Raw genomic sequence first — 18,499 nt, 5'->3', positions numbered from 1 at the left:
CGGACATGCTGGGACCCCGGGGGCGGTCGCGTGCACGACGGGCGGGCCGGACGGCGAGAAGCGAGCGGAAGGGCCGGAACATGAGCCCCAAGGACGTATCGAGCGGCAGCGGGCGCGGCACGGGGTGGCTGACTCCCGGGCGCATCGTGGTCGCCGTGGTGGTCGTGCTCGTCATCGTGTTCATCTGCGTGAACACGAACGACGTCACCATCCGGGTGCTGATCCCCGAGGTGACGATGCCCCTCTGGTTCGCGCTGCTGGCCATGTTCCTGATCGGCCTCGGCTGCGGCGGCTACCTCTTCCGCCGGAAGGGCAAGTGACAGCAGCCGCGCACCCTGTTCCTTTCGCACAGGGAAACCGGCACGGTGGACCCGCTTGAGGCCCCGGGTCACCGCGGCGAGTACGGGCCGTGTGCGCGCCACTCCGGCACTCCGGCAACAGCGACCGGATCGGCGCGGCCGGCGGCGAGCAGCCGGCCATCGCCACCGGCCGGGGCCAGGCGGACCTCGTCACCATCTACGACCCCGATCTCGACCTGGACGGCACGGCGGGCGCACTGCTCGCCGGCCGTAGCCGACGCGTTCACGGACACCGCCCCGGACGCCTGACGGCCCGGCCCCGGCCGTGCGGGTCCCGGGGCGGGCCCCGAGCCCGTGAGAATCCGGTCGGTGGGCCTCTGGCCCCCGCGGCCACCTGCGTGTTCCATGGTCACCGGGGCGCCCGGACCTGCGGCGGCCCGCCGCGAGGGAACGAGGGTGCCTTGGCCACGACCGTACGACGTGCCGTACTGAACCTGCCCGCAGCGCCGATCGGGCCGGAGAACCCGCTCCCGCCGCTGCGGACGCCCGCCACGCCGCCCGTGCTCGACCCCCGGGAACGGGCGGACCTGCCCCGCGACATGGCCCGGCAACTGGGCCACCGGCCGCTGCGCACCGTACTGCCCACCCGGCTGCTCGACGGTTACGGACGTGAGCGCACCCCCGCCGACATCGACGCCGTCGTCATCGAGAACGCCCGGCTGCGCGTCACCGTGCTGCCCGGACTCGGCGGCCGGATCCACTCCCTGCACCACAAGCCCACCGGTCGCGAACTGCTCCACCGCAACCCGGTCCTCCAGCCCGCCGCCTTCGCCCTCAACGGGGCCTGGTTCTCCGGCGGGATCGAGTGGAACATCGGCGCCACCGGCCACACCACCCTGTCCTGCGCACCGCTCCACGCCGCGCTCGTGCCCGCCCCCGACGGCGGGACGATGGTCCGGCTCTGGGAGTGGGAGCGGCTGCGCGACCTGCCCTTCCAGGTGGACCTCTGGCTCCCCGACGCATCCGACTTCCTCCATGTCGGCGTGCGGATACGCAACCCGCACGAACGGCCCGCACCGGTCTACTGGTGGTCCAACATCGCCGTCCCGGAGACCCCGGACACCCGCGTACTGGCCCCGGCCGACGAGGCCTGGCACTTCGGCTACGACCACGCCCTCACCCGGGTCGGCGTCCCGGAGTCGGGCGGCCTCGACCACACCTATCCGCTGCGTTCCGAGTACCCCGCCGACCACTTCTACGAGCTGTCCGACGGCGCCCGTCGCTGGATCGCCGCGCTCGACGAGGACGGCCACGGGCTCGCCCAGACCTCCACCGACCTGCTGCGCGGCCGCAAACTGTTCCGCTGGGGGCACGGGAGGGGCGGCCGCCGCTGGCAGGAGTGGCTGAACGGGCCCGGGAACGGCGGGTACGCGGAGATCCAGGCCGGGCTGTCCCGTACCCAGCTGGAGCACGTCCCGCTGGAGGCGGGCGCCGCGTTCAGCTGGCTGGAGTCCTACGGTCCGCTCTCCGCCGACCCGGCCGCCGTGCACGGCCGGGACTGGGCCGCGGCCACCGAGGAGGCCGCCGCACGGCTGGAGGAGGCTCTCCCGCGCGGCGTGGTGGACGAGACGTACGCGGCCTGGCTGCCGTACGCCGACGCCGAACCGGGCGAGGTGCTCGCCACCGGCTCCGGCTGGGGTGCGCTGGAGGTGCTGCGGGGCGGCCACCGGCTGCCCGGCACCCCGTTCCCCGCCGCCGCCATCGGCGCCCAGCAGGAACCCTGGCGGGGGCTGCTGGAGCACGGCACCCTGCCGAAGCCGGACCCGCACGGCATACCCGGCCCGACACCGGTCTCACGGCCCTGGCGGGACATGCTGGAGACCGCCGACGCCGACCCGCACACCGAGTACCACCTCGGCATCGCGCAGTGGCACGCGGATGACCGGGCGCAGGCCGTCCGCAGCTGGGAACGTGGCCTGGAGTGCGGCCCCACCCCGCGCTGGCCCCTGCTGCGCTGCCTCGCCGTCGCCGCCGAGGAGAGCGGCAGGCCGGACCACGCCGCCGAGCTGTACGCCGAGGCCTTCGCGGACCTCGGGGCCCCCGGAGCGGAGGACCTCACGGCGTCGGAGGCGGGCACAGCCCTCCTCGTCGCCCTGGCCCGCGAGACCGTCGAGGCACACCTGTCGGCCGGCCGGCCCGGGGCGGCCCGGGCGTTGCTCGTCGGACTGCCGGGGGAGATCCGTGCGCGCGGACGCTTCCGGCTGCTCCTCGCCCGGACGTTGGTCGCCGAGGGCGACACCGGGGCGGCCCGGGAGATCTTCGACGCCGGATTCGAGGTCGCCGACCTGCGCGAAGGGGCCGGAGTCCTCGGCGAGCTGTGGGCGTCCGTCAGCGACGAACCGCTGCCGGACGCCTATGACTTCCGCATGCGCCCGCCCCAGGAGTGACCAACGCGCCCCGGGCGGCCGGTCAGACGGTGACGTTGCGGTCCACGTACTCGAAGACCGAGCCGTCCGGGTGCAGCGCGATGAGGTTGCGGCCCGCCGGGGTCGGCACCGGTCCCGCGATGACCCGCGCGCCCGCCCGGGTCAGCGCCGTGTTCGCCTCGTCGACGTCCTTGACGGCGATGGTCGCGCTCACCTTGCGCAGCACCTCCAGCTCCGACTCGGGCCCGCTCATCAACAGGAAGCAGCCGATCGCGGCCACCGACACCCCACCGCGCTCGAAGCGCAGGGCCGACGTGCCCGTCAGCCCCTCGTAGAAGGCCACCGAGGCCTCCAGGTCGTCGACGCAGATACGCAGCGTGGTTCCGAGGATCTCCATGCCCACGAGGGTAGTTGGCGGCCGCCATCGGTGTGATCGGTTCCGGGCGGGCCGGGCCCCTCTCTTCGCCCGTACCGCACCGCCTCACCCCATGCCGGCCGCTCCTCGCCTCACGCCCGGCAGAGCACCTCGCCGTGCGGGACCATGAACCAGCCGTCGTCCTCCTCGCCCCAGGAGCGCCACGCCCCGGCGATGGCCGTGAGCTGCTCGGCGCTCGCGTGCCCGCCCCGTACCGCCAGCTCGGCGTAGACCGAGTCCGTCGTACGGTCCGCCCACAGGCCGCTCCACCAGGCGCGGCTCTCCGGGGTGGCGAAGCACCAGGCGGCCGCCGTGGGGGTGATGTCGGTGAACCCGGCCCGCCGCGCCCAGGAGAGGAGCCTGCGGCCGGCGTCGGGCTCGCCGCCGTTGCCGCGGGCCACCCGGCCGTACACCTCCAGCCACTCGCCGAGGCCGGGGGCCTCCGGGTACCAGGTCATCGCCGCGTAGTCGCTGTCCCGCGCCGCGACCACCCCGCCGGGTCGGCAGACGCGCCGCATCTCACGCAGAGCCTGGACGGGGTCGCCCACGTGCTGGAGCACCTGGTGGGCGTGGACCACGTCGAAGGAGTCGTCGGGGAAGTCCAGGGCGTGGACGTCGGCCACCGTGAACCCGACGTTGTCCAGGCCTCGTTCGGCGGCCACCGCGGCGGCCCGGCCGAGGATGTCCTCGGCGGTGTCCACCGCGGTGACCTGCCCCGGGGCGACCAGCGCGGCCAGATCGGCGGTGATGGTCCCGGGGCCGCAGCCGACGTCCAGCACGGCCAGACCGGGGCGGAGTTCGTCGAGGAGGTACGCCGCCGAGTTGGCGGCGGTCCGCCAGCGGTGCGAGCGCAGGACCGACTCGTGGTGGCCGTGCGTGTACACGGCGGTCTCCTTCGGCATGGCGTTGCTTCCTCTCCCGGAACCTCGCGCCGACGGGCGCGGCGAAGGAACCACCGTACGCCGCCATGCCGAATGATGAGATGGGCGTCTTGCTATGCGGACGACTGGTGGAACTGGTGGAACTGGTGGGAGGGGCCCGAGGGGCCGGCCTGGTTCCGCCCGGGGGAGGGTGTGGGTGGTCAGGTCGGCATCGGGCAGTAGACGGTCAGCGCCTCCGGCAGCTTGTCGATCGTCAGTTCCGTTCCGGAGTGGGCCACCTCACCGTCGTACGCGTACGGAGTCCCCGGCGCGAGGCCGCCGATCCGTACCCGGCGCCGCCGCACGGCGGCATGGGCGGGGGAGCGGGTCAGCGGTCCCGCCACCGCCGCCGCCAGCAGACGCAGCGCGGGCGTCCGGCCGCCGTGCACCACCCGGACGTCCAGCAGCCCGTCCGCCAGGTTGTGGCGGCGCCCCGGGGCGGGGCCCACCCGCTGGAAGAGTCCGTTGCCGACGAAGAGCAGCCACAACGGCCTCCTGCGTCCCTGGAGTTCGGCCTCCAGTGGGCGCCGGCCGCGCAGCACGTGGAAGGCCGCGAGCACGCCGGCCGGCCAGCCGCCGATCCGCGGCGACCAGTGTTCCCGGGTCCGCACCAGTTCCGGATAGACGCCCAGCGAGAAGGCGTTGAGGAAGTACCCGTCCGCCCCGTCCGCGCCCCTGGGCCCCGGCCGGAAGCGGCCGAGGTCCACCTTGATGGCATCGCCCGCGGTGAGGGCGGTGGCGGTGTCGTGGACGGTCTCGATGCCCAGGTCGTAGGCGAAGTGGTTCAGTGTGCCGCCGGGGAAGACCGCCAGCGGCATTCCGTGCGTCGCCGCCACGGAGGCCGCCAGATTCACCGTGCCGTCGCCTCCGCAGACACCCAGCGCCCGTCCCCGCCCCGCCTTCTCCATCGCGGCCGACAGCTCCTCCGGCGGCACCTCCACCACCTCCGCCGCGGGCAGCGCCTCGCGCACCAGCGACGCGGTCGCGGTGGCCGTGCCCGACTCCTGGTTCACCACCACGACGAGGTCCTTGCCGGCGGGCAGCGCCGGGGCCTCGCCGGGCGGGCGGCCGGGAGCGGGTAGCTGGCCCCGGGTGGGCACGACCCCGCGCAGCGCGAACGCGGCCCCTACGCCGAGCGCCGCACCCGCCAGCACATCGCTCGGATAGTGCACCCCGGTGTAGACGCGGGAGGCGGCCACGGCCAGCGCGACCGGGGCCACGACCGCGCCCCAGCCCTTGGACTCCAGGGCCACCCCGGTGGCGAAGGCCGCCGCCGACGCCGCGTGGCCCGAGGGGAAGGAGGTGGTGATCGGCTGCCGCTTGAGCTGCCGCACCACCGGCACCAGGTCCGCTATCGGCCGCTCGCGGCGCACCGCGCCCTTGCCGACCGTGTTGATCGCCGCCGAGGCCACGGCGAGGGACGCCACCCCGCGCAGCGCGGCCCGGCGTGAGCGCGCACTGCTGCCGAGGGCCGCGATCCCGGCCGCCGCCCCGAACCAGAGCAGCCCGTGGTTGGCGCTCCGGCTCAGTTTCGGCAGCAGCGGATCGGCGCCCGGCCAGTGCCGGTCCGCGACGCTCCGGAAGACTGCCAGGTCCCGCTCCTGCAGCCAGCCGCGCAAGCGGGCGACGGCGGGAGCGGTGGTGTTGACGGTGGCGGGTGAGGTTCTCGGTGAGGACAGTGAGGACATGGGTCAGCGAATACCCGGCCGGGCCACGCTGAACCAGCAGGCGCGCTGAGACCCCGGCCACGTGCCGCCACCGGTCGGCGGAACGGCCAAACCGGCGACGGCCCCCGGGAGCGGGCGCGCGACTGGGCGGGCGGGCCGTCCGGAACCTCCGTATAAAGAAGCCAGAGGCCGTTGAAGAAGCCAGAGGCCGTCGACCCGGAGAACGAGAAGCGAAACCGGAGCACCCGGACCCGGACCAGGACCCGATGCTCCGGGCGGCGCGGCGGCGCGCCGGAGACGCCGGAGACGCCGGAGACGCCGGAGACTCCGCGGGCGCGGAGCGAGGAAGCGAAGAGCGGCGGAGGAGGGCCGGATGCACGGGACCGAGGACCACGCACCCGCGCACGAGGACCACGGCCCCGTCCGCTACGGCCCGCCCGCCCCCGACCCCGGCCTCCCGGTCCTCCCGGAACTGGCCGCCGTCCTCGCCGCCGCCTCCGCCCGGACCCGCCCGGAACCCCCCGGCGGAGGGGCCCAGCTGCGCGAGGCGGCCCGCGGCTACTGGGGCCGGCGGGGACTGCACGGGGCGGCGGGCGGCATCGCCGCCGCCCCCGGCGCCCAGCCGCTCCTCCTGGCCCTGATCGGCGCCCACGGCGGTGACGTCCTCATGCCGCGACCCTGCCCGGCCGCCTGGATGCCACAGGCCCGCCTGCTGGGCCGTCCCGCGTACCACGTGCCGAGCCCGGCCGAATGCGGCGGCGTGCCCGACCCGTACGCCCTGCTGGAGACCGTCCGCCGGGTCCGTGCGGAGGGCGGCCGGCCGAAACTGCTGTTGCTCTCCTTCGTGGACGACCCCACGGCCACCGTCGCCCCGCCCGAGCTGGTCCACGAGGCGTGCGAGGCGGCGGTCGGCGAAGGGCTGCACATCATCAGCGACGAGACCTGGCGCGACACCGTGCACCGGCCCCGCGACACCGTCCTGCTCAGCCCCGCCGAGATGTGCCCGGACGACGTCACGGTGATCGCCGACCTGTCCGGAGCCCTCGTGCCGGCCGCCTGGCCGGTCGCCGTCGCCCGTTTCCCGGACACCGCCCGGGCCGCCGTCCGGCACGCCCGCACCCTGGACATCCTCACCGCGCTCGGCGCCCTCGTCGCGGCTCCGGTCGCCCAAGCGGCCGCCCATGCCCTGGGGGAACCGGAGTCCGTGCGCGAGCGGATCCGGAGCGCCGCGGCACTCCAGGCCCAGGTCGCCGCCGCCGCCCACCGTGGGGTCCTCGGCGCCGGCGCCCTGGCCCGCCCCCCGCAGGCGGGCCGCCACCTCTACGCCGACCTCGGGCCGCTGCGCTCGCGGCTGGCGGACGTGGGCGTGACGGACTCCATGGAGCTGGAGGAGTACCTCACCGACCGGCTCGGCGCACCGGCCCCGGGCGGACACCGCTTCGGGGACGAGCTGGGCGCCCTGCGCGTACGCCTGGGCACCGGACCGCTGCTGGGCGCCACGCAGGAGCAGCAGACGGAGTCCCTCACCGCGGCCGAGCCCCTGGAGCTCGCGCACGTGGCGCGGGCGCTGGACGGCTTCGCGGCGGTGTTCGGCGCGCTGCGCTGAGCGCGGCTGGGACCTGTTGTCAAAGTCCCGTCGTCGTCCGGAGGGCGGCCCTGCGGGGCAGACGGGAGTTCGACGACAGGCCTAGGACGGCTCGGGGCCGAACCGCGACCGCAGCCTGCGCCACACCGCCGGAGCCCCGCTGATCAGCAACGTCAGGGCGACCGCCGCGACCACTCCCTGCCACGGCTCCGGGAACAGCGAACCGCCAAGGACGCCGATCAACTGGTACGTCGCCGCCCAGGCGAGGCAGGCCGGAACATCGCCCCGGGCGAACCGCCGCAACGGCATCCTGCCCAGCAGGCATGCCAGCATCACGGGGATCCGCCCGGCGGGAACGAGACGGGACAGCACCAGCACCATCCCACCGTGCCGCGCCAGCTTCTCCTGCGCCTGGGCCAGCCGCTCCGGCGCTGCCCGGCGGGTGATCGCCTCCAGCCACTTCGAGCCGTTCCTCGACCGGACCCCGCGCTGCCCCAGCCAGTACAGGCAGACGTCCCCGAGGAACGCGGCGGTCGACGCCGTCAGGAACACGAAGAGCAGGGTGAGCGGCGACGTCTGGTGGAAGGCCACCACCGCCGCCGAACTCACCAGCGCCCCCGTCGGTACCACGGGCACCAAGGACCCCAGCGCCACCAGGGCGAACAGCGTCGGATAGCCGACCGCCTGCTGGGTCGACTCGGGGGGCAGTTCCCGCACCACCTGCTGGATCTCCTGGATCACGGGCCGGCCTCCGGTCTGACGCGTTCGCCGTGCCCCAGCAGATGCACGGTCACCTCGGGCGCACGCTTCGCCGCCTGCCGTACGAACTCGTCGCCCGGCGCGTGGAACTCGTGCGGGCGCACCCCGTCCAGACCGATCGGCCAGTACGTGCCGTAGTGCACCGGCACCGCTGACCTCGGCGCCAGACGGGTCAGCGCCTCGGCGGCGCGGGCCGGGTCCAGATGGCTGTGCCCCAGGTAGGGGCCCCAGCCGCCCACCGGCAGCAGCGCCACGTCCACCGGCCCCACCGCCTCGGCCATCCCGTCGAAGAGCCCGGTGTCCCCGGCGAAGTACGTCCGTGCCTCGCCCTCGACCACATAGCCGAGCGCCGGCGCGCGGTGCGGCCCGACCGGCAGCCGCCGCCCGTCGTGCAGGGCGGGGACCGCCCGCACCCGCACCTCGCCGACGCGTACCGTCCCGCCCGGTCCCACCTCGGTGACGTGCAGCCGCCGCGTCCGCCGCAGCGCCCGCAGACCCGGCACGGCCGCGATCGCGCCGCTCGGCACGACCAGCCGGCTGCCGGGAGCCAGCCGGGCCAGCGACGGCAGATGCAGGTGGTCGGAGTGCAGATGGGAGACCAGCACCACCTCGGCGACCGCGGCCTGCGGTGGCGGTACCTCGCCCCGGCGGCGGCGCAGATGCGCGAAGCGCCGTACGAACAAGGGGTCGGTCAGCACCCGCACCCCCGAGTCCTCGATCGTGCAGGTGGCATGACCCCACCAGGTGATCTCCACCGGCACCTCGGCCTCCTCGCTCGATCCTCGTCGTCAGTGGTCAGTGGTCTGTGATCTGTGTCCTGTGTTCTGCGATCCGTGAATTCCTGATCCCGGCGCGGCGCGGCGCGCGCGGCCGTGTCCGCCCGCGCTGCCGGTACGAGCCTATGCGCCCCCCGTGCCGTCCCGCCGTGCCTCGGCCGCTCCCACCGAAGCAGCTGACCGGCGGCGCCGCTGTGAAAAGCTGAAGGTCAGGCTTCGGACGACCGGGGCCCGGCGCGGAAGGACATGAGGTGGGCCGGCGTGGGTGACGGGAAGTGGCGTACGGCGGGCAGAGCCCTGATGCGGGTGACCGCGGTCTGGGCGGTGTCCACCCTCACCATGCTCGTACTGGCCGGAGCCCTGCCCGACTTCCAGCTGGAGGCCGACGACGGTGACACCACCACCAAGACGGCCTTCACCGCCGCCTGGGGCGCGGGCGCCTTCGGCCTCCTGTCTGCCCTGGTCTGGCCCGTCCTCGTGCGGGCCCTGCTCATCGTGCCCGCGCTCGTCCTGGGCGCCCTGGTCTTCTTCCTCAACGGCTCGCTGCTGCTGGTAGCGCTGCGCCTCATCCCGGACGGGCGCGGCGACGCCAACCCGGAGACGGCGGTCGTCGTCGCCGCCGTGATGTCCGCCGTCGCCTCCGCCACCTCCACCGCCCTCGCCGTCCGCGACGACGAGGCCTACCGCAGACGGCTGTCCCGGCTCGCCGACCGGCGCCGACGGCGCGGCCGCTCCCCGGGCCCGTCGGAACCGGGCCGCGACGGACCGCCCGGCACCGTCTTCCTCCAGCTCGACGGTGTCGGCCACGACGTCCTGGTGAAGGCCGCGGCCGACGGGCTCATGCCCACCGTCGCCTACTGGCTCGACGACTCGTCCGGACACCGGCTCACCCCCTGGCGCACCGACTGGTCCAGCCAGACCGGCGCCAGCCAGCTCGCCATCCTGCACGGCAGCAACCACGACGTGCCCGCGTTCCGCTGGTACGAGAAGGAGACCCGCACCGTCATGGTCTCCAGCCGTCCCGCGAGCGCCCTCGAAATGCAGCGCCGGGCCATCGAGCGCACCCGCGACGGCGGTCTGCTCACCGTCGACGGCGCGAGCCGGGGCAACCTCTTCAGCGGCGGAGCCGGACAGCTCGCCCTGGTGCTCTCGATGGCCGCCCGGCGCGGTAAGGGCCGTCGTTCCCGCGCCGGATACTTCGCTTACTTCTCCGACCCGGCCAACGCCACCCGTACGGCCCTGTCCTTCGTCGCCGAGGTCCTCCGCGAGATTGGCGAGTCGACCCGGGCCCGCGCCCGGAAGGTCACACCGCGGATCAAGCGCGGCGGGCTCTACCCCTTCATCCGTGCCTTCGCCACCGTCGTGGAGCGCGACGTGGTCGCCGCCGCCGTCCTCGGCGACATGTTCGCCGGACGCACCGCCGTCTACGCCGACCTCGTCGCCTACGACGAGGTCGCCCACCACTCGGGGCCCCACAGCCGCGACGCCGAGAAGGTCCTCGTACGCCTCGACCGGTCCCTCGCGCTGATCGCCAAGATCGCCGACCACACCCCGCGCGCCTACCGGATCGTGCTTCTCTCCGACCACGGGCAGAGCCCCGGGGAGACGTTCGCGGGGAAGTACGGGCTCACCCTCAAGGACCTCGTCCGGGCGGGCTGCGGGCTGCCCGTGCCCCGCCGGGCCCAGCGCACCCGCAGCGCCTCCGAGGCCCGCGACGCGGTGCGAATCGCCCTGCACCGCCCCGTCGAGGGGCAGGAGGCGGAGCACCCGGCCAAGCTCTCCGACCCGATCGTGCTGGCCTCCGGCAACCTCGGGCTGATCTCCTTCCCCGACATCGAGGGCCGCGCCTCCCGCGAACAGATCGAGCGCCGCCACCCGGCGCTGCTCTCCACGCTCGCCAACCATCCGGGGATCGGGTTCCTCCTCGTCCGCACCGGGGAACACGGCTCCGTGGTGCTCGGGCCCGGCGGGGCCGAAGTACCCGTCGCCGAACTGACCGACGGTGAGGGGCCGCTCGCGGTCTTCGGCGTCGGGGCGGCCGCCGCCGTACGGCGCACCGACACCTTTCCGCACGTCGCCGACGTGATGGTCAACTCCATGTACGACCCCGCCACCGGAACCGTGCACGCCTTCGAGGAGCAGGTCGGCTCGCACGGCGGTCTCGGCGGCGAACAGTCCCGGCCGTTCCTGCTCTGGCCGCGCGCGCTGACGGACCCGCTCGACATCGTGGCCGCCGAGACCGCGGAGGGCGCGCCCGCGCCGCCGGGCGGCGGGCTGGTGGGCGCCGAGGCCGTGCACCGGGTGCTGACCCGCTGGCTCCAGGAGTCCTCCGGGCCCCAGGTCCCGGTGCGGGCCGAGGGGTTCGGCGGGGCGGGCCTGGCGGACGAGCCGTTCCCGGGCGACACCCCGGTGCCGGAAGCGCCGGGTACGACGGCCTGACCGGCGGACGGCCTTCCGACAGACCGCTTCTCCGACAGGGGCGTCGCTCTCCGGCGATTCGCTCTCCGACGAGCCGTCCGAGCCGGCAAGCTGTCCGAGCCGGCAAGCTGTCCGAGCCGACGAACCGGCGAGCCGTCCGCTGCCCGATCAGGCCGCCTGTCGTCCGATCAGGCCGACTGCCGTCGTACCAGCGTCGGCGGGAAGAGCACGGAGGGTGAGGGGCCGCGCGGTTCGCCGATCTGCTTCAGGAGCAGCCGGGCCATCTCCGCGGCCATCTCCTCCACCGGCTGCCGCACCGTGGTCAGGGGCGGGTCGCAGGCGGCCGCCGCGCTGCTGTCGTCGAAGCCGACCACCGCCACGTCGGACGGCACGTCGCGCCCGGCCCGGAGCAGGACCGGGAGCGCGCCCAGGGCCATCAGGTCGGAGGCGATGAACACCCCGTCGAGGTCGGGGCGGTCCGCCAGCAGCCGCCGCATCGCCGCGGCCCCGCCCAGATGCGTGAAGTCCCCCTCGGCACAGGCCACGTCCTCGATGCCGTGGGCGGCGACGGCCTCCAGGAAACCGGTCAGCCGCACCTGCCCGGCCGGCATGTCCTGGGGGCCCGAGACGGTGCCGATGCGGCGTCGCCCCAGCGCGGCCAGGTGGTCGGCCGCCAGCCGCGCCCCGGCGTGCTGGTCCACCTCCACATAGGCCAGCGGGGACGGACGGTGGGGACGGCCCGCGAGGACGGCGGGCATCCTGGTGTCCTGGAGGAGCCCGGGAAGCGGGTCGTCGGCGTGCGTGGTGATCAGCACGACCCCGTCTACATGGCCGTGGCGCAGATAGGAGAGCAACTGGCCCCGGGACGCCTCGTCGTCGGCCAGCATGACGACCATCTGGATGCCCGCGGGGCGCAGCACCTCCAGCAGCCCGCTGACGACCCGCCCGAAGTACGGGTCCGAGAACATCCGGCCGACGAACGGCTCGGACATCGGCCGCCGTTCCCGCTCCGAGACCACCAGGGCCACGGAGTCGGTGCGCCGCGTCACCAGCGAGCGGGCGGCGCGGTTGGGCACGTAACCGGTGGTCGCCACCGCCTCCTCGACCACGGTGCGCAGGGCGGGGTCCACCGTGGTCGCCCCGTTGATCACCCGGGAGACCGTCGCCCGTGACACACCGGCCACGGCCGCCACGTCCTCCAAGGTCGCGGGGCGTACGGGCTGCGGCACTTCGGCTGTCATGCAGCCCTTTATACCCGGGGGCCGGCCGCCCTGTTCAGCCGAGGGCCCGCACCGCGCCCGGCAGCCGTTCCGGCTCGGCGAGGAAGGTCTCGCGCGCCGTCACGAGGGGCCTGGCCCCCGGCGCCGGGGGCGTTGTCAGTGGTGGGCGGAAGAATGGTGGCCATGACGAACTCAGCTGCTGTGCTCGCCGATGCCGCCGCCTATGCCGCCGCGGTGGAAGAGGCCTCCCTCGCCGCCGCCGCGTACTACGCCACGGGCGAGAGCGCGCTGGACGACGACGCCTACGACCGGCTGGCGCGCGGAATAGCCGCGTACGAGGCGGACCACCCGGAGGAGGTGCTCGCCGACTCGCCGACGGGCAAGGTCGCGGGCGGGGCCGCCGTCGGCGACGTGCCGCACACGGTGCCCATGCTCTCGCTGGACAACGTGTTCTCCGCGGAGCAGTTCGTGACCTGGACCGCGTCGCTGGAGCGGCGGATCGGCAGGCCGGTGACCGCGTGGAGCGTGGAGCCCAAGCTCGACGGCCTGGCGGTCGCCGCGCGCTACCGGGACGGCCGGTTCGAGCGCCTCATCACCCGGGGCGACGGCACGGCCGGCGAGGACGTCTCGCACGCGGCCGGCGCCGTCGTCGGCCTGCCGGAGCGGCTGGCCGCCCCGGTCACCATTGAGGTGCGCGGCGAGATCCTCATGACGAACGAGCAGTTCGAACAGGGCAACGCGATCCGTACGGAACACGGCGGCGCCCCCTTCGCCAACCCGCGCAACGGGGCCGCGGGCACCCTGCGCGCCAAGGACCGCGCCTACCGGGTGGAGACGACCTTCTTCGCCTACGGCGCGCTGCCGCTGCCCGATTCCGGGGAGGTCGCCGCGACCCTCGCCGAACTGCCCCACAGCGAGACCCTGGCGTACGTCGCCGATCTCGGCGTGCACACGGCCGCGGGCACCGACGTCGCGCCGCTCCGGGCCACCACGGTCGAGGAGGTCCAGGCTCGGGTGGACGCGATAGGCGCCCTGCGCGCCTCGCTGCCGTTCGGCATCGACGGGATCGTGATCAAGGCCGATCTGGCGGACGACCAGCGCGAGGCCGGCTCCGGCACCCGCGCGCCCCGCTGGGCCATCGCCTACAAGCTGCCCGCCGTGGAGAAGATCACCCGCCTGCTGGCCGTCGAGTGGAACGTCGGGCGCACGGGCATCATCGCGCCGCGCGCCGTCCTGGAGCCCGTGGAGATCGACGGCTCCACCGTCGGTTACGCCACCCTGCACAACCCGGCCGACATCACCCGCCGCGACCTGCGGCTGGGGGACCAGGTCATGGTCTACAAGGCCGGCGACATCATCCCGCGCATCGAGGCGCCCGTGGTGCACCTGCGCACCGGCGACGAGACGCCCATCGCCTTCCCCGAGTGCTGCCCGCAGTGCGGCTCCGACATCGACACGAGCGAGCAGCGCTGGCGCTGCACCCGGGGCCGTGACTGCCGTCTGGTCGCCTCCGTCTCGTATGCGGCGGGGCGCGATCAGCTCGATATCGAGGGCCTCGGCTCCACACGTGTCGTCCAGCTCGTCGACGCGGGCCTCGTCACGGACTTCGCGGACCTGTTCACCCTGGAGCGGGAGCAGTTGCTCGCCCTCGACCGGATGGGCGAGACCTCCACGGACAACCTCCTGGCGGCCATCGAAACCGCCCGGAGCAGGCCGCTGTCCCGGGTCTTCTGCGCCTTGGGCGTACGGGGCACGGGGCGCTCCATGTCGCGTCGCATCGCACGCTATTTCGCCACGATGGACCGGATCGTCGCCGCCGACGCGGAGACGCTCCAGCGGGTCGACGGCATCGGCAAGGAGAAGGCGGCCGCGGTGGTCGCCGAGCTGGTGGAGCTTGCGCCGCTGATCGACAAGCTCGTCGCGGCCGGGGTGTCCATGACGGAGCCGGGGGCCACCCCGCCCCCGGAGCCGGGGACGGAGGAGGAGGCCGCGGCGACAGGCGGGGACGCGGAGGCCGGTGGCGACACCGAAACAGGCTCCGCTCTGCCCCTGGCAGGGATGACCGTAGTGGTCACGGGTGCGATGTCCGGAGCGCTGGAGAAGCTGTCGCGCAACCAGATGAACGAGCTGATCGAGCGGGCCGGCGGCAAGTCGTCCTCCAGCGTCTCCAAGCGCACGAGTCTGCTGGTGGCCGGGGAGAAGGCCGGATCCAAGCGGACCAAGGCGGAGGACCTGGGGGTCCGGATCGCGGTGCCGGAGGAGTTCGCGGAGCTGGTCGGCGCCTTCCTGGCGGCGGGGGAGGAGGTCTGAGCCCGTCGGCTGCGGTGCGCGCCGCGCTGGTGCGCCTGTGAATCAGTGAGGAAGTGGCGTTCCACCACCCCGTATTGCATAGTGAGGGCTCGGTCGTGCCTCGCTATCAGTGGGGCCGACGGGTGCGTGGGCGGCTGCGATGGGCGGCCGGGGGTGAGGGACGATGCGTTCTGTGCACGACGGACAGCGACCGGGTCGCGCCGTCCCGCCGTCGTCCGAGGACGCCGGTCCGGGCCGGAGGCCTCCCGTCCCCGGCGGACCTGGAGCACCCGACGGGCCTCACGTACTTCACGGATCTCACGTACTTCACGGATCTCACGTACTTCACGGGCCTCACGTACTTCACGGGCCTCACGTACTTCACGGGCTCCACGCACCTGACCGGGTGGAACCTGCCCCGGCCGTCCCTGCCCCGACCGCTGTACTCCCGATCACTCCGGTCCCGGCCGTTCGCGGCCCGCTCACTTCCGCGCCCGGCGAGTGGCGAGGGCCGCTCCGCCCGGGTGCGGGCCCATGGGGGAAGGGCCCCGGACCGCTTCGTGACGGGAGCGGTGCCGGGGCGTTCGGGGCGGGGCGATCCCACGGGGGGCACCGGGCACGCCACCAGCAGCTGCGCGCCCCGGGCGCCCAGGGCGCACCGGGCGTTCCCCCGGCCGCCCGGGGACTGGCCCTGGACCTGGGCAGCTCCCGCACCCGGGCCTGGGTGCCCGGCCGGGGCCTGCTTCTCGACGCGTTTCCCGGCTCCGGCTCCCACGGGGGCGACGAGCGGCCGGTCCGGCGTGGTCGCATCGTCGACCCCGAGTCCTGCGGCCGGCTGCTCGGCCGCATCGCCGACGTGGCCCTGGGGCCCGACCGCAGCGACAGTGTGATCGTTCTCAGCCACCCCGTGCTCGCCGGGGCCGAACACCGCACCGCCGCGCGCGCACTGCTCGCCGGGCTCGGGACGTCGCGCGTCCTGGTCCTCAGCAGCGCCCGGGCCGCCGCCGCGTACGCCGGACCGAGGGAGACGGGCCCCCTTCTCGTCGTCGACATGGGAGCCGAGCTGACCGAGGTCACGCTCCTCGTCAACGGCCTGGTGGCCGACGCCCGGCAGGCCGAGAGCGGACTCGACGACCTCGACCGCGTCGATCCGGCGAAGCTGCCGGCCGTCCTCGTCCGCACGGTGCTCGACATGATCACGTCCATGTGGCGATACGACCGGCACGGCGCGGTCCGCGGAGCCCTGCGCAAGGGCCCCGTGCTCGCGGGCGGCGGCGCGCTGCGAGCCGACGTCACCGACCGCATCGCCCGCTGCCTCGGCACCCGGGTGCGCCTGGCCGACGACCCGTCGACCACGGTCGTCCGCGGCGCCGGACAGATCCTCAGCTCCGTGCTCCGCCATCCGACGGTGTCGCCCGAGCGACTCGGCCGACCGAGGTGACGCCGCACCCGGGACCGTCCCGGCCGAACGCGTCCCAGGTGCGGTCCCTGCTGGCCACGCTGCTCCTCACCGTCCTCACCCTGGTCGGCGGCGCCGCCTCGGCCACCGCGCTCGCCCCACCGACCTCCCGGAGCCTCGCGCCCGTCGTCGCCGCCGTCACCGCCGCCTCGGCCCCCACCGCACCGCAGCCCCACCACGCCGGGCACGACTCCCGGCACCGCGTCGGGCACCTCGGCGGATCCGACCGCTGGGGGCCGGGCCGCGGGAGCGGGGTCGTGGCCGAGGCGTACACGGGTGCGGGAGCCGGTGCGGTGGCGCAGGCCGGGCACGAGCAGCCCAGGGCGGCGGCCGATCCGGCGCAGGCCCCCCGGGCGGGCACCGGCCGGGCGTACCTGCTTCTTCACGCGCCACCGCCGCCGCACGACGCGCTGACGCCCGCCCCACCGGGGGCGGCCGAGCCGCGCGCCGGCGTACAGCACGTCGTCGCGGATTCCTCCGACGTACCCGGCGGCCGCAGAGGCGCGCTCCCCGACGTCCGGGGACCTCCGGGCAGGACCACCGGTCCCACGACCGGCCATCCGTCCTGTTCTGCCGATCCGGCGCCGCGTCCTCACTGAGGTGAGGGCGCTCGGCGCCCCACCGGAGGATTTCCATGACTCGCGCCACCGTGGTGCGAGCGGTTCTGGCTGTCGCCGTGCTGCTCGTCTCCGTCTACATCAGCCTGACCATGTCGCCCAGACTCGGCCTCGATCTCCAGGGCGGCACCCGTATCGTGCTCCAGGCCCGGGACACCGCCACCGTCGAGGCGGACCGGGAGACCACCGACCGCACTCTGGAGGTGCTGCGGCAGCGCATCGACTCGCTGGGCGTCTCCGAGCCGACCCTGACCCGGTCCGGCGAGGACCGGATCATCGTCGAACTGCCCGACGTCCAGGATCCGCGCCAGGCCGCCGAAGTAATCGGCCGGACGGCCCAGCTCACCTTCCACGCGGTCGAGGGTCCGGCGGCCGAGGAACCGGACGAGAAGCCCTCGGGCTCCGACCCCACCGCCGACCCGAGTCCCACCGCCGACCCCGGTTCCACCGCCGACCCCGGTTCCACCACCGACCCCGACGGGCTGACCCTCTCCGACGAGCAGGGCCGCGCCCTCGCCCTCGGCCCCGCCCGGCTCTCCGGCGCGGGCGTCGAGGACGCCACCGCGGGCTTCGACGCGCAGGGCGGTGCCGGCTGGAGCGTCTCGCTCGAATTCCGCAAGGACGCCGGTCAGGACTGGAAGCGGCTGACCGGCGAGGCCGCCTGCCATCCCGCCGGGGACGACCGCCGGAGGGTCGCCATTGTCCTCGACGAGAAGGTCATCTCCTCGCCGCAGGTCGACCCCTCGGTCGGCTGCCGGGCCGGACTGCCGTCCGGGGCCACCCAGATCACCGGCTCGTTCAGCGCGGACGAGGCGCGTGACCTGGCGCTGCTCATCAAGGGCGGGGCGCTGCCCGTGCCCGTCGAGATCGTCGAGCAGCGGACCGTCGGCCCGACACTCGGCGCGGCGGCCATCGACGCGAGCGCCCGGGCGGCGCTCATCGGCGCAGCCGCCACCGCACTCTTCATCACGTTCGTCTACCGACTCTTCGGCGCGCTCGCCGCCGTGGCGCTGGGCGCGTACGGGGTGATCTCCTACGCCGCGCTCGTCGCTCTCGGTGTCACGTTGACGCTCCCCGGGCTCGCCGGTTTCGTCCTCGCGATCGGGATGGCGGTCGACGCGAACGTCCTGGTCTTCGAACGGGCCAGGGAGGAGTGCGCCGATCGGCCGAAACGCTCCCTGCGCTCCGCGCTGACCACCGGATTCACGAAGGCGTGGAGCGCGGTCGCCGACTCCAACGCGACCACGCTGATCGCGGCCGGACTGCTCTTCTTCCTGGGCTCGGGTCCCGTCAAGGGCTTCGGGGTCACCCTCGCCATCGGGGTCATCGCCTCGATGTTCTCCGCGCTGGTCATCGCCCGCGCGCTCACCGAGATCGCCGCGAACTTCAGCTTCGTCGGCGACTACCGGAGCGTCAACGGCATCGCGCGCCCCGGCGCCGTGCGGACCTGGCTGGTCCGCAAGGACCCGAAGCTCTTCCGGAAGCCGGTCCGCTGGCTCGTCGTCTCGGCGGCCCTGGTCGCCGTCGCGGTGGCCGGGATCGTGGTGCGCGGCGTCGATCTGGGCGTGGAGTTCACCGGGGGGCGGCTGGTGGAGTACTCCACCAGCCAGGTAGGCGCCTTGCCAAGGGGCACAACGTAACGATTTAAG

13 protein-coding genes and 1 pseudogene are annotated in these 18,499 nt (G+C 74.5%); 8 read left to right on the top strand and 6 right to left on the bottom strand.

The annotated features are described in order from the left end of the window. Positions 1–80: 80 nt before the first annotated feature. Both AB0F29_RS36545 and AB0F29_RS36540 read left to right on the top strand, forming a co-directional pair. The gene (locus tag AB0F29_RS36545) at positions 81–320 is read left to right on the top strand and encodes a LapA family protein (protein WP_018955215.1); all 240 of its coding nucleotides are present in this window, start codon (positions 81–83) and stop codon (positions 318–320) included. A 440-nt stretch (positions 321–760) separates the two neighbouring features. Next, positions 761–2,746, top strand: a complete 1,986-nt coding sequence (locus tag AB0F29_RS36540) for a DUF5107 domain-containing protein (protein WP_361881917.1) — start codon at positions 761–763, stop codon at positions 2,744–2,746. A gap of 22 nt (positions 2,747–2,768) precedes the next feature. Here the strand turns inward: AB0F29_RS36540 and AB0F29_RS36535 are convergent, their stop codons facing one another. The 3 genes from AB0F29_RS36535 to AB0F29_RS36525 all read right to left on the bottom strand — a co-directional run bounded on the left by AB0F29_RS36535 (position 2,769) and on the right by AB0F29_RS36525 (position 5,739). Further along, a complete protein-coding gene (locus AB0F29_RS36535; RefSeq protein ID WP_361881774.1) occupies positions 2,769–3,122 on the bottom strand; it encodes a VOC family protein in 354 nt (117 codons plus the stop codon). 110 nt (positions 3,123–3,232) lie between these two features. Then, complete coding sequence (locus AB0F29_RS36530; protein WP_361881771.1) at positions 3,233–4,042, bottom strand: methyltransferase domain-containing protein; 810 nt, start codon at positions 4,040–4,042, stop codon at positions 3,233–3,235. 179 nt (positions 4,043–4,221) lie between these two features. Next, positions 4,222–5,739, bottom strand: coding sequence for a phosphatase PAP2 family protein (locus AB0F29_RS36525; protein ID WP_361881914.1), 1,518 nt, complete (start codon positions 5,737–5,739; stop codon positions 4,222–4,224). A 361-nt stretch (positions 5,740–6,100) separates the two neighbouring features. Here AB0F29_RS36525 and AB0F29_RS36520 point away from each other — a divergent pair, with 361 nt between their 5' ends. Next, positions 6,101–7,333: an aminotransferase class I/II-fold pyridoxal phosphate-dependent enzyme gene (locus tag AB0F29_RS36520; RefSeq protein ID WP_361881768.1), complete on the top strand. Its 1,233-nt coding sequence runs from the start codon at positions 6,101–6,103 to the stop codon at positions 7,331–7,333. An 81-nt stretch (positions 7,334–7,414) separates the two neighbouring features. Here the strand turns inward: AB0F29_RS36520 and AB0F29_RS36515 are convergent, their stop codons facing one another. Beyond that, positions 7,415–8,053 carry a DedA family protein gene (locus AB0F29_RS36515; protein WP_361881765.1) on the bottom strand — a complete coding sequence of 213 codons (639 nt, stop codon included), beginning with the start codon at positions 8,051–8,053 and terminating at the stop codon, positions 7,415–7,417. After that, positions 8,050–8,832, bottom strand: a complete 783-nt coding sequence (locus AB0F29_RS36510; RefSeq protein WP_361881762.1) for an MBL fold metallo-hydrolase — start codon at positions 8,830–8,832, stop codon at positions 8,050–8,052. Before AB0F29_RS36510 ends, AB0F29_RS36515 begins: the two co-directional genes overlap by 4 nt. Positions 8,833–9,108: 276 nt before the next feature. On the opposite strand from AB0F29_RS36510, the gene AB0F29_RS36505 reads away from it, so the two are divergent. Next, positions 9,109–11,286, top strand: a complete 2,178-nt coding sequence (locus AB0F29_RS36505; protein WP_361881759.1) for a phage holin family protein — start codon at positions 9,109–9,111, stop codon at positions 11,284–11,286. Between the two features lie 167 nt (positions 11,287–11,453). Here the strand turns inward: AB0F29_RS36505 and AB0F29_RS36500 are convergent, their stop codons facing one another. Next, positions 11,454–12,506 carry a LacI family DNA-binding transcriptional regulator gene (locus tag AB0F29_RS36500; protein WP_018955225.1) on the bottom strand — a complete coding sequence of 351 codons (1,053 nt, stop codon included), beginning with the start codon at positions 12,504–12,506 and terminating at the stop codon, positions 11,454–11,456. Positions 12,507–12,659: 153 nt separating this feature from the next. On the opposite strand from AB0F29_RS36500, the gene ligA reads away from it, so the two are divergent. From ligA to secD, 4 genes and pseudogenes are all read left to right on the top strand, one after another. Further along, positions 12,660–14,795, top strand: a complete 2,136-nt coding sequence (ligA, locus tag AB0F29_RS36495) for an NAD-dependent DNA ligase LigA (RefSeq protein ID WP_361881756.1) — start codon at positions 12,660–12,662, stop codon at positions 14,793–14,795. Between the two features lie 703 nt (positions 14,796–15,498). Further along, positions 15,499–16,215 carry a rod shape-determining protein MreC gene (locus AB0F29_RS36490; RefSeq protein ID WP_361881753.1) on the top strand — a complete coding sequence of 239 codons (717 nt, stop codon included), beginning with the start codon at positions 15,499–15,501 and terminating at the stop codon, positions 16,213–16,215. Positions 16,216–16,253: 38 nt separating this feature from the next. Further along, positions 16,254–16,832 carry a hypothetical protein gene (locus AB0F29_RS36485; protein WP_361881749.1) on the top strand — a complete coding sequence of 193 codons (579 nt, stop codon included), beginning with the start codon at positions 16,254–16,256 and terminating at the stop codon, positions 16,830–16,832. 35 nt (positions 16,833–16,867) lie between these two features. Beyond that, positions 16,868–18,460, top strand: a pseudogene (secD, locus tag AB0F29_RS36480) (protein translocase subunit SecD); the annotation flags it as partial. Between the last annotated feature and the right edge of the window lie 39 nt (positions 18,461–18,499).

This window comes from Streptomyces sp. NPDC026589 (assembly GCF_040638385.1).
Classification (GTDB): domain Bacteria; phylum Actinomycetota; class Actinomycetes; order Streptomycetales; family Streptomycetaceae; genus Streptomyces.
This window is presented reverse-complemented; position numbering and strand designations above follow the sequence as displayed.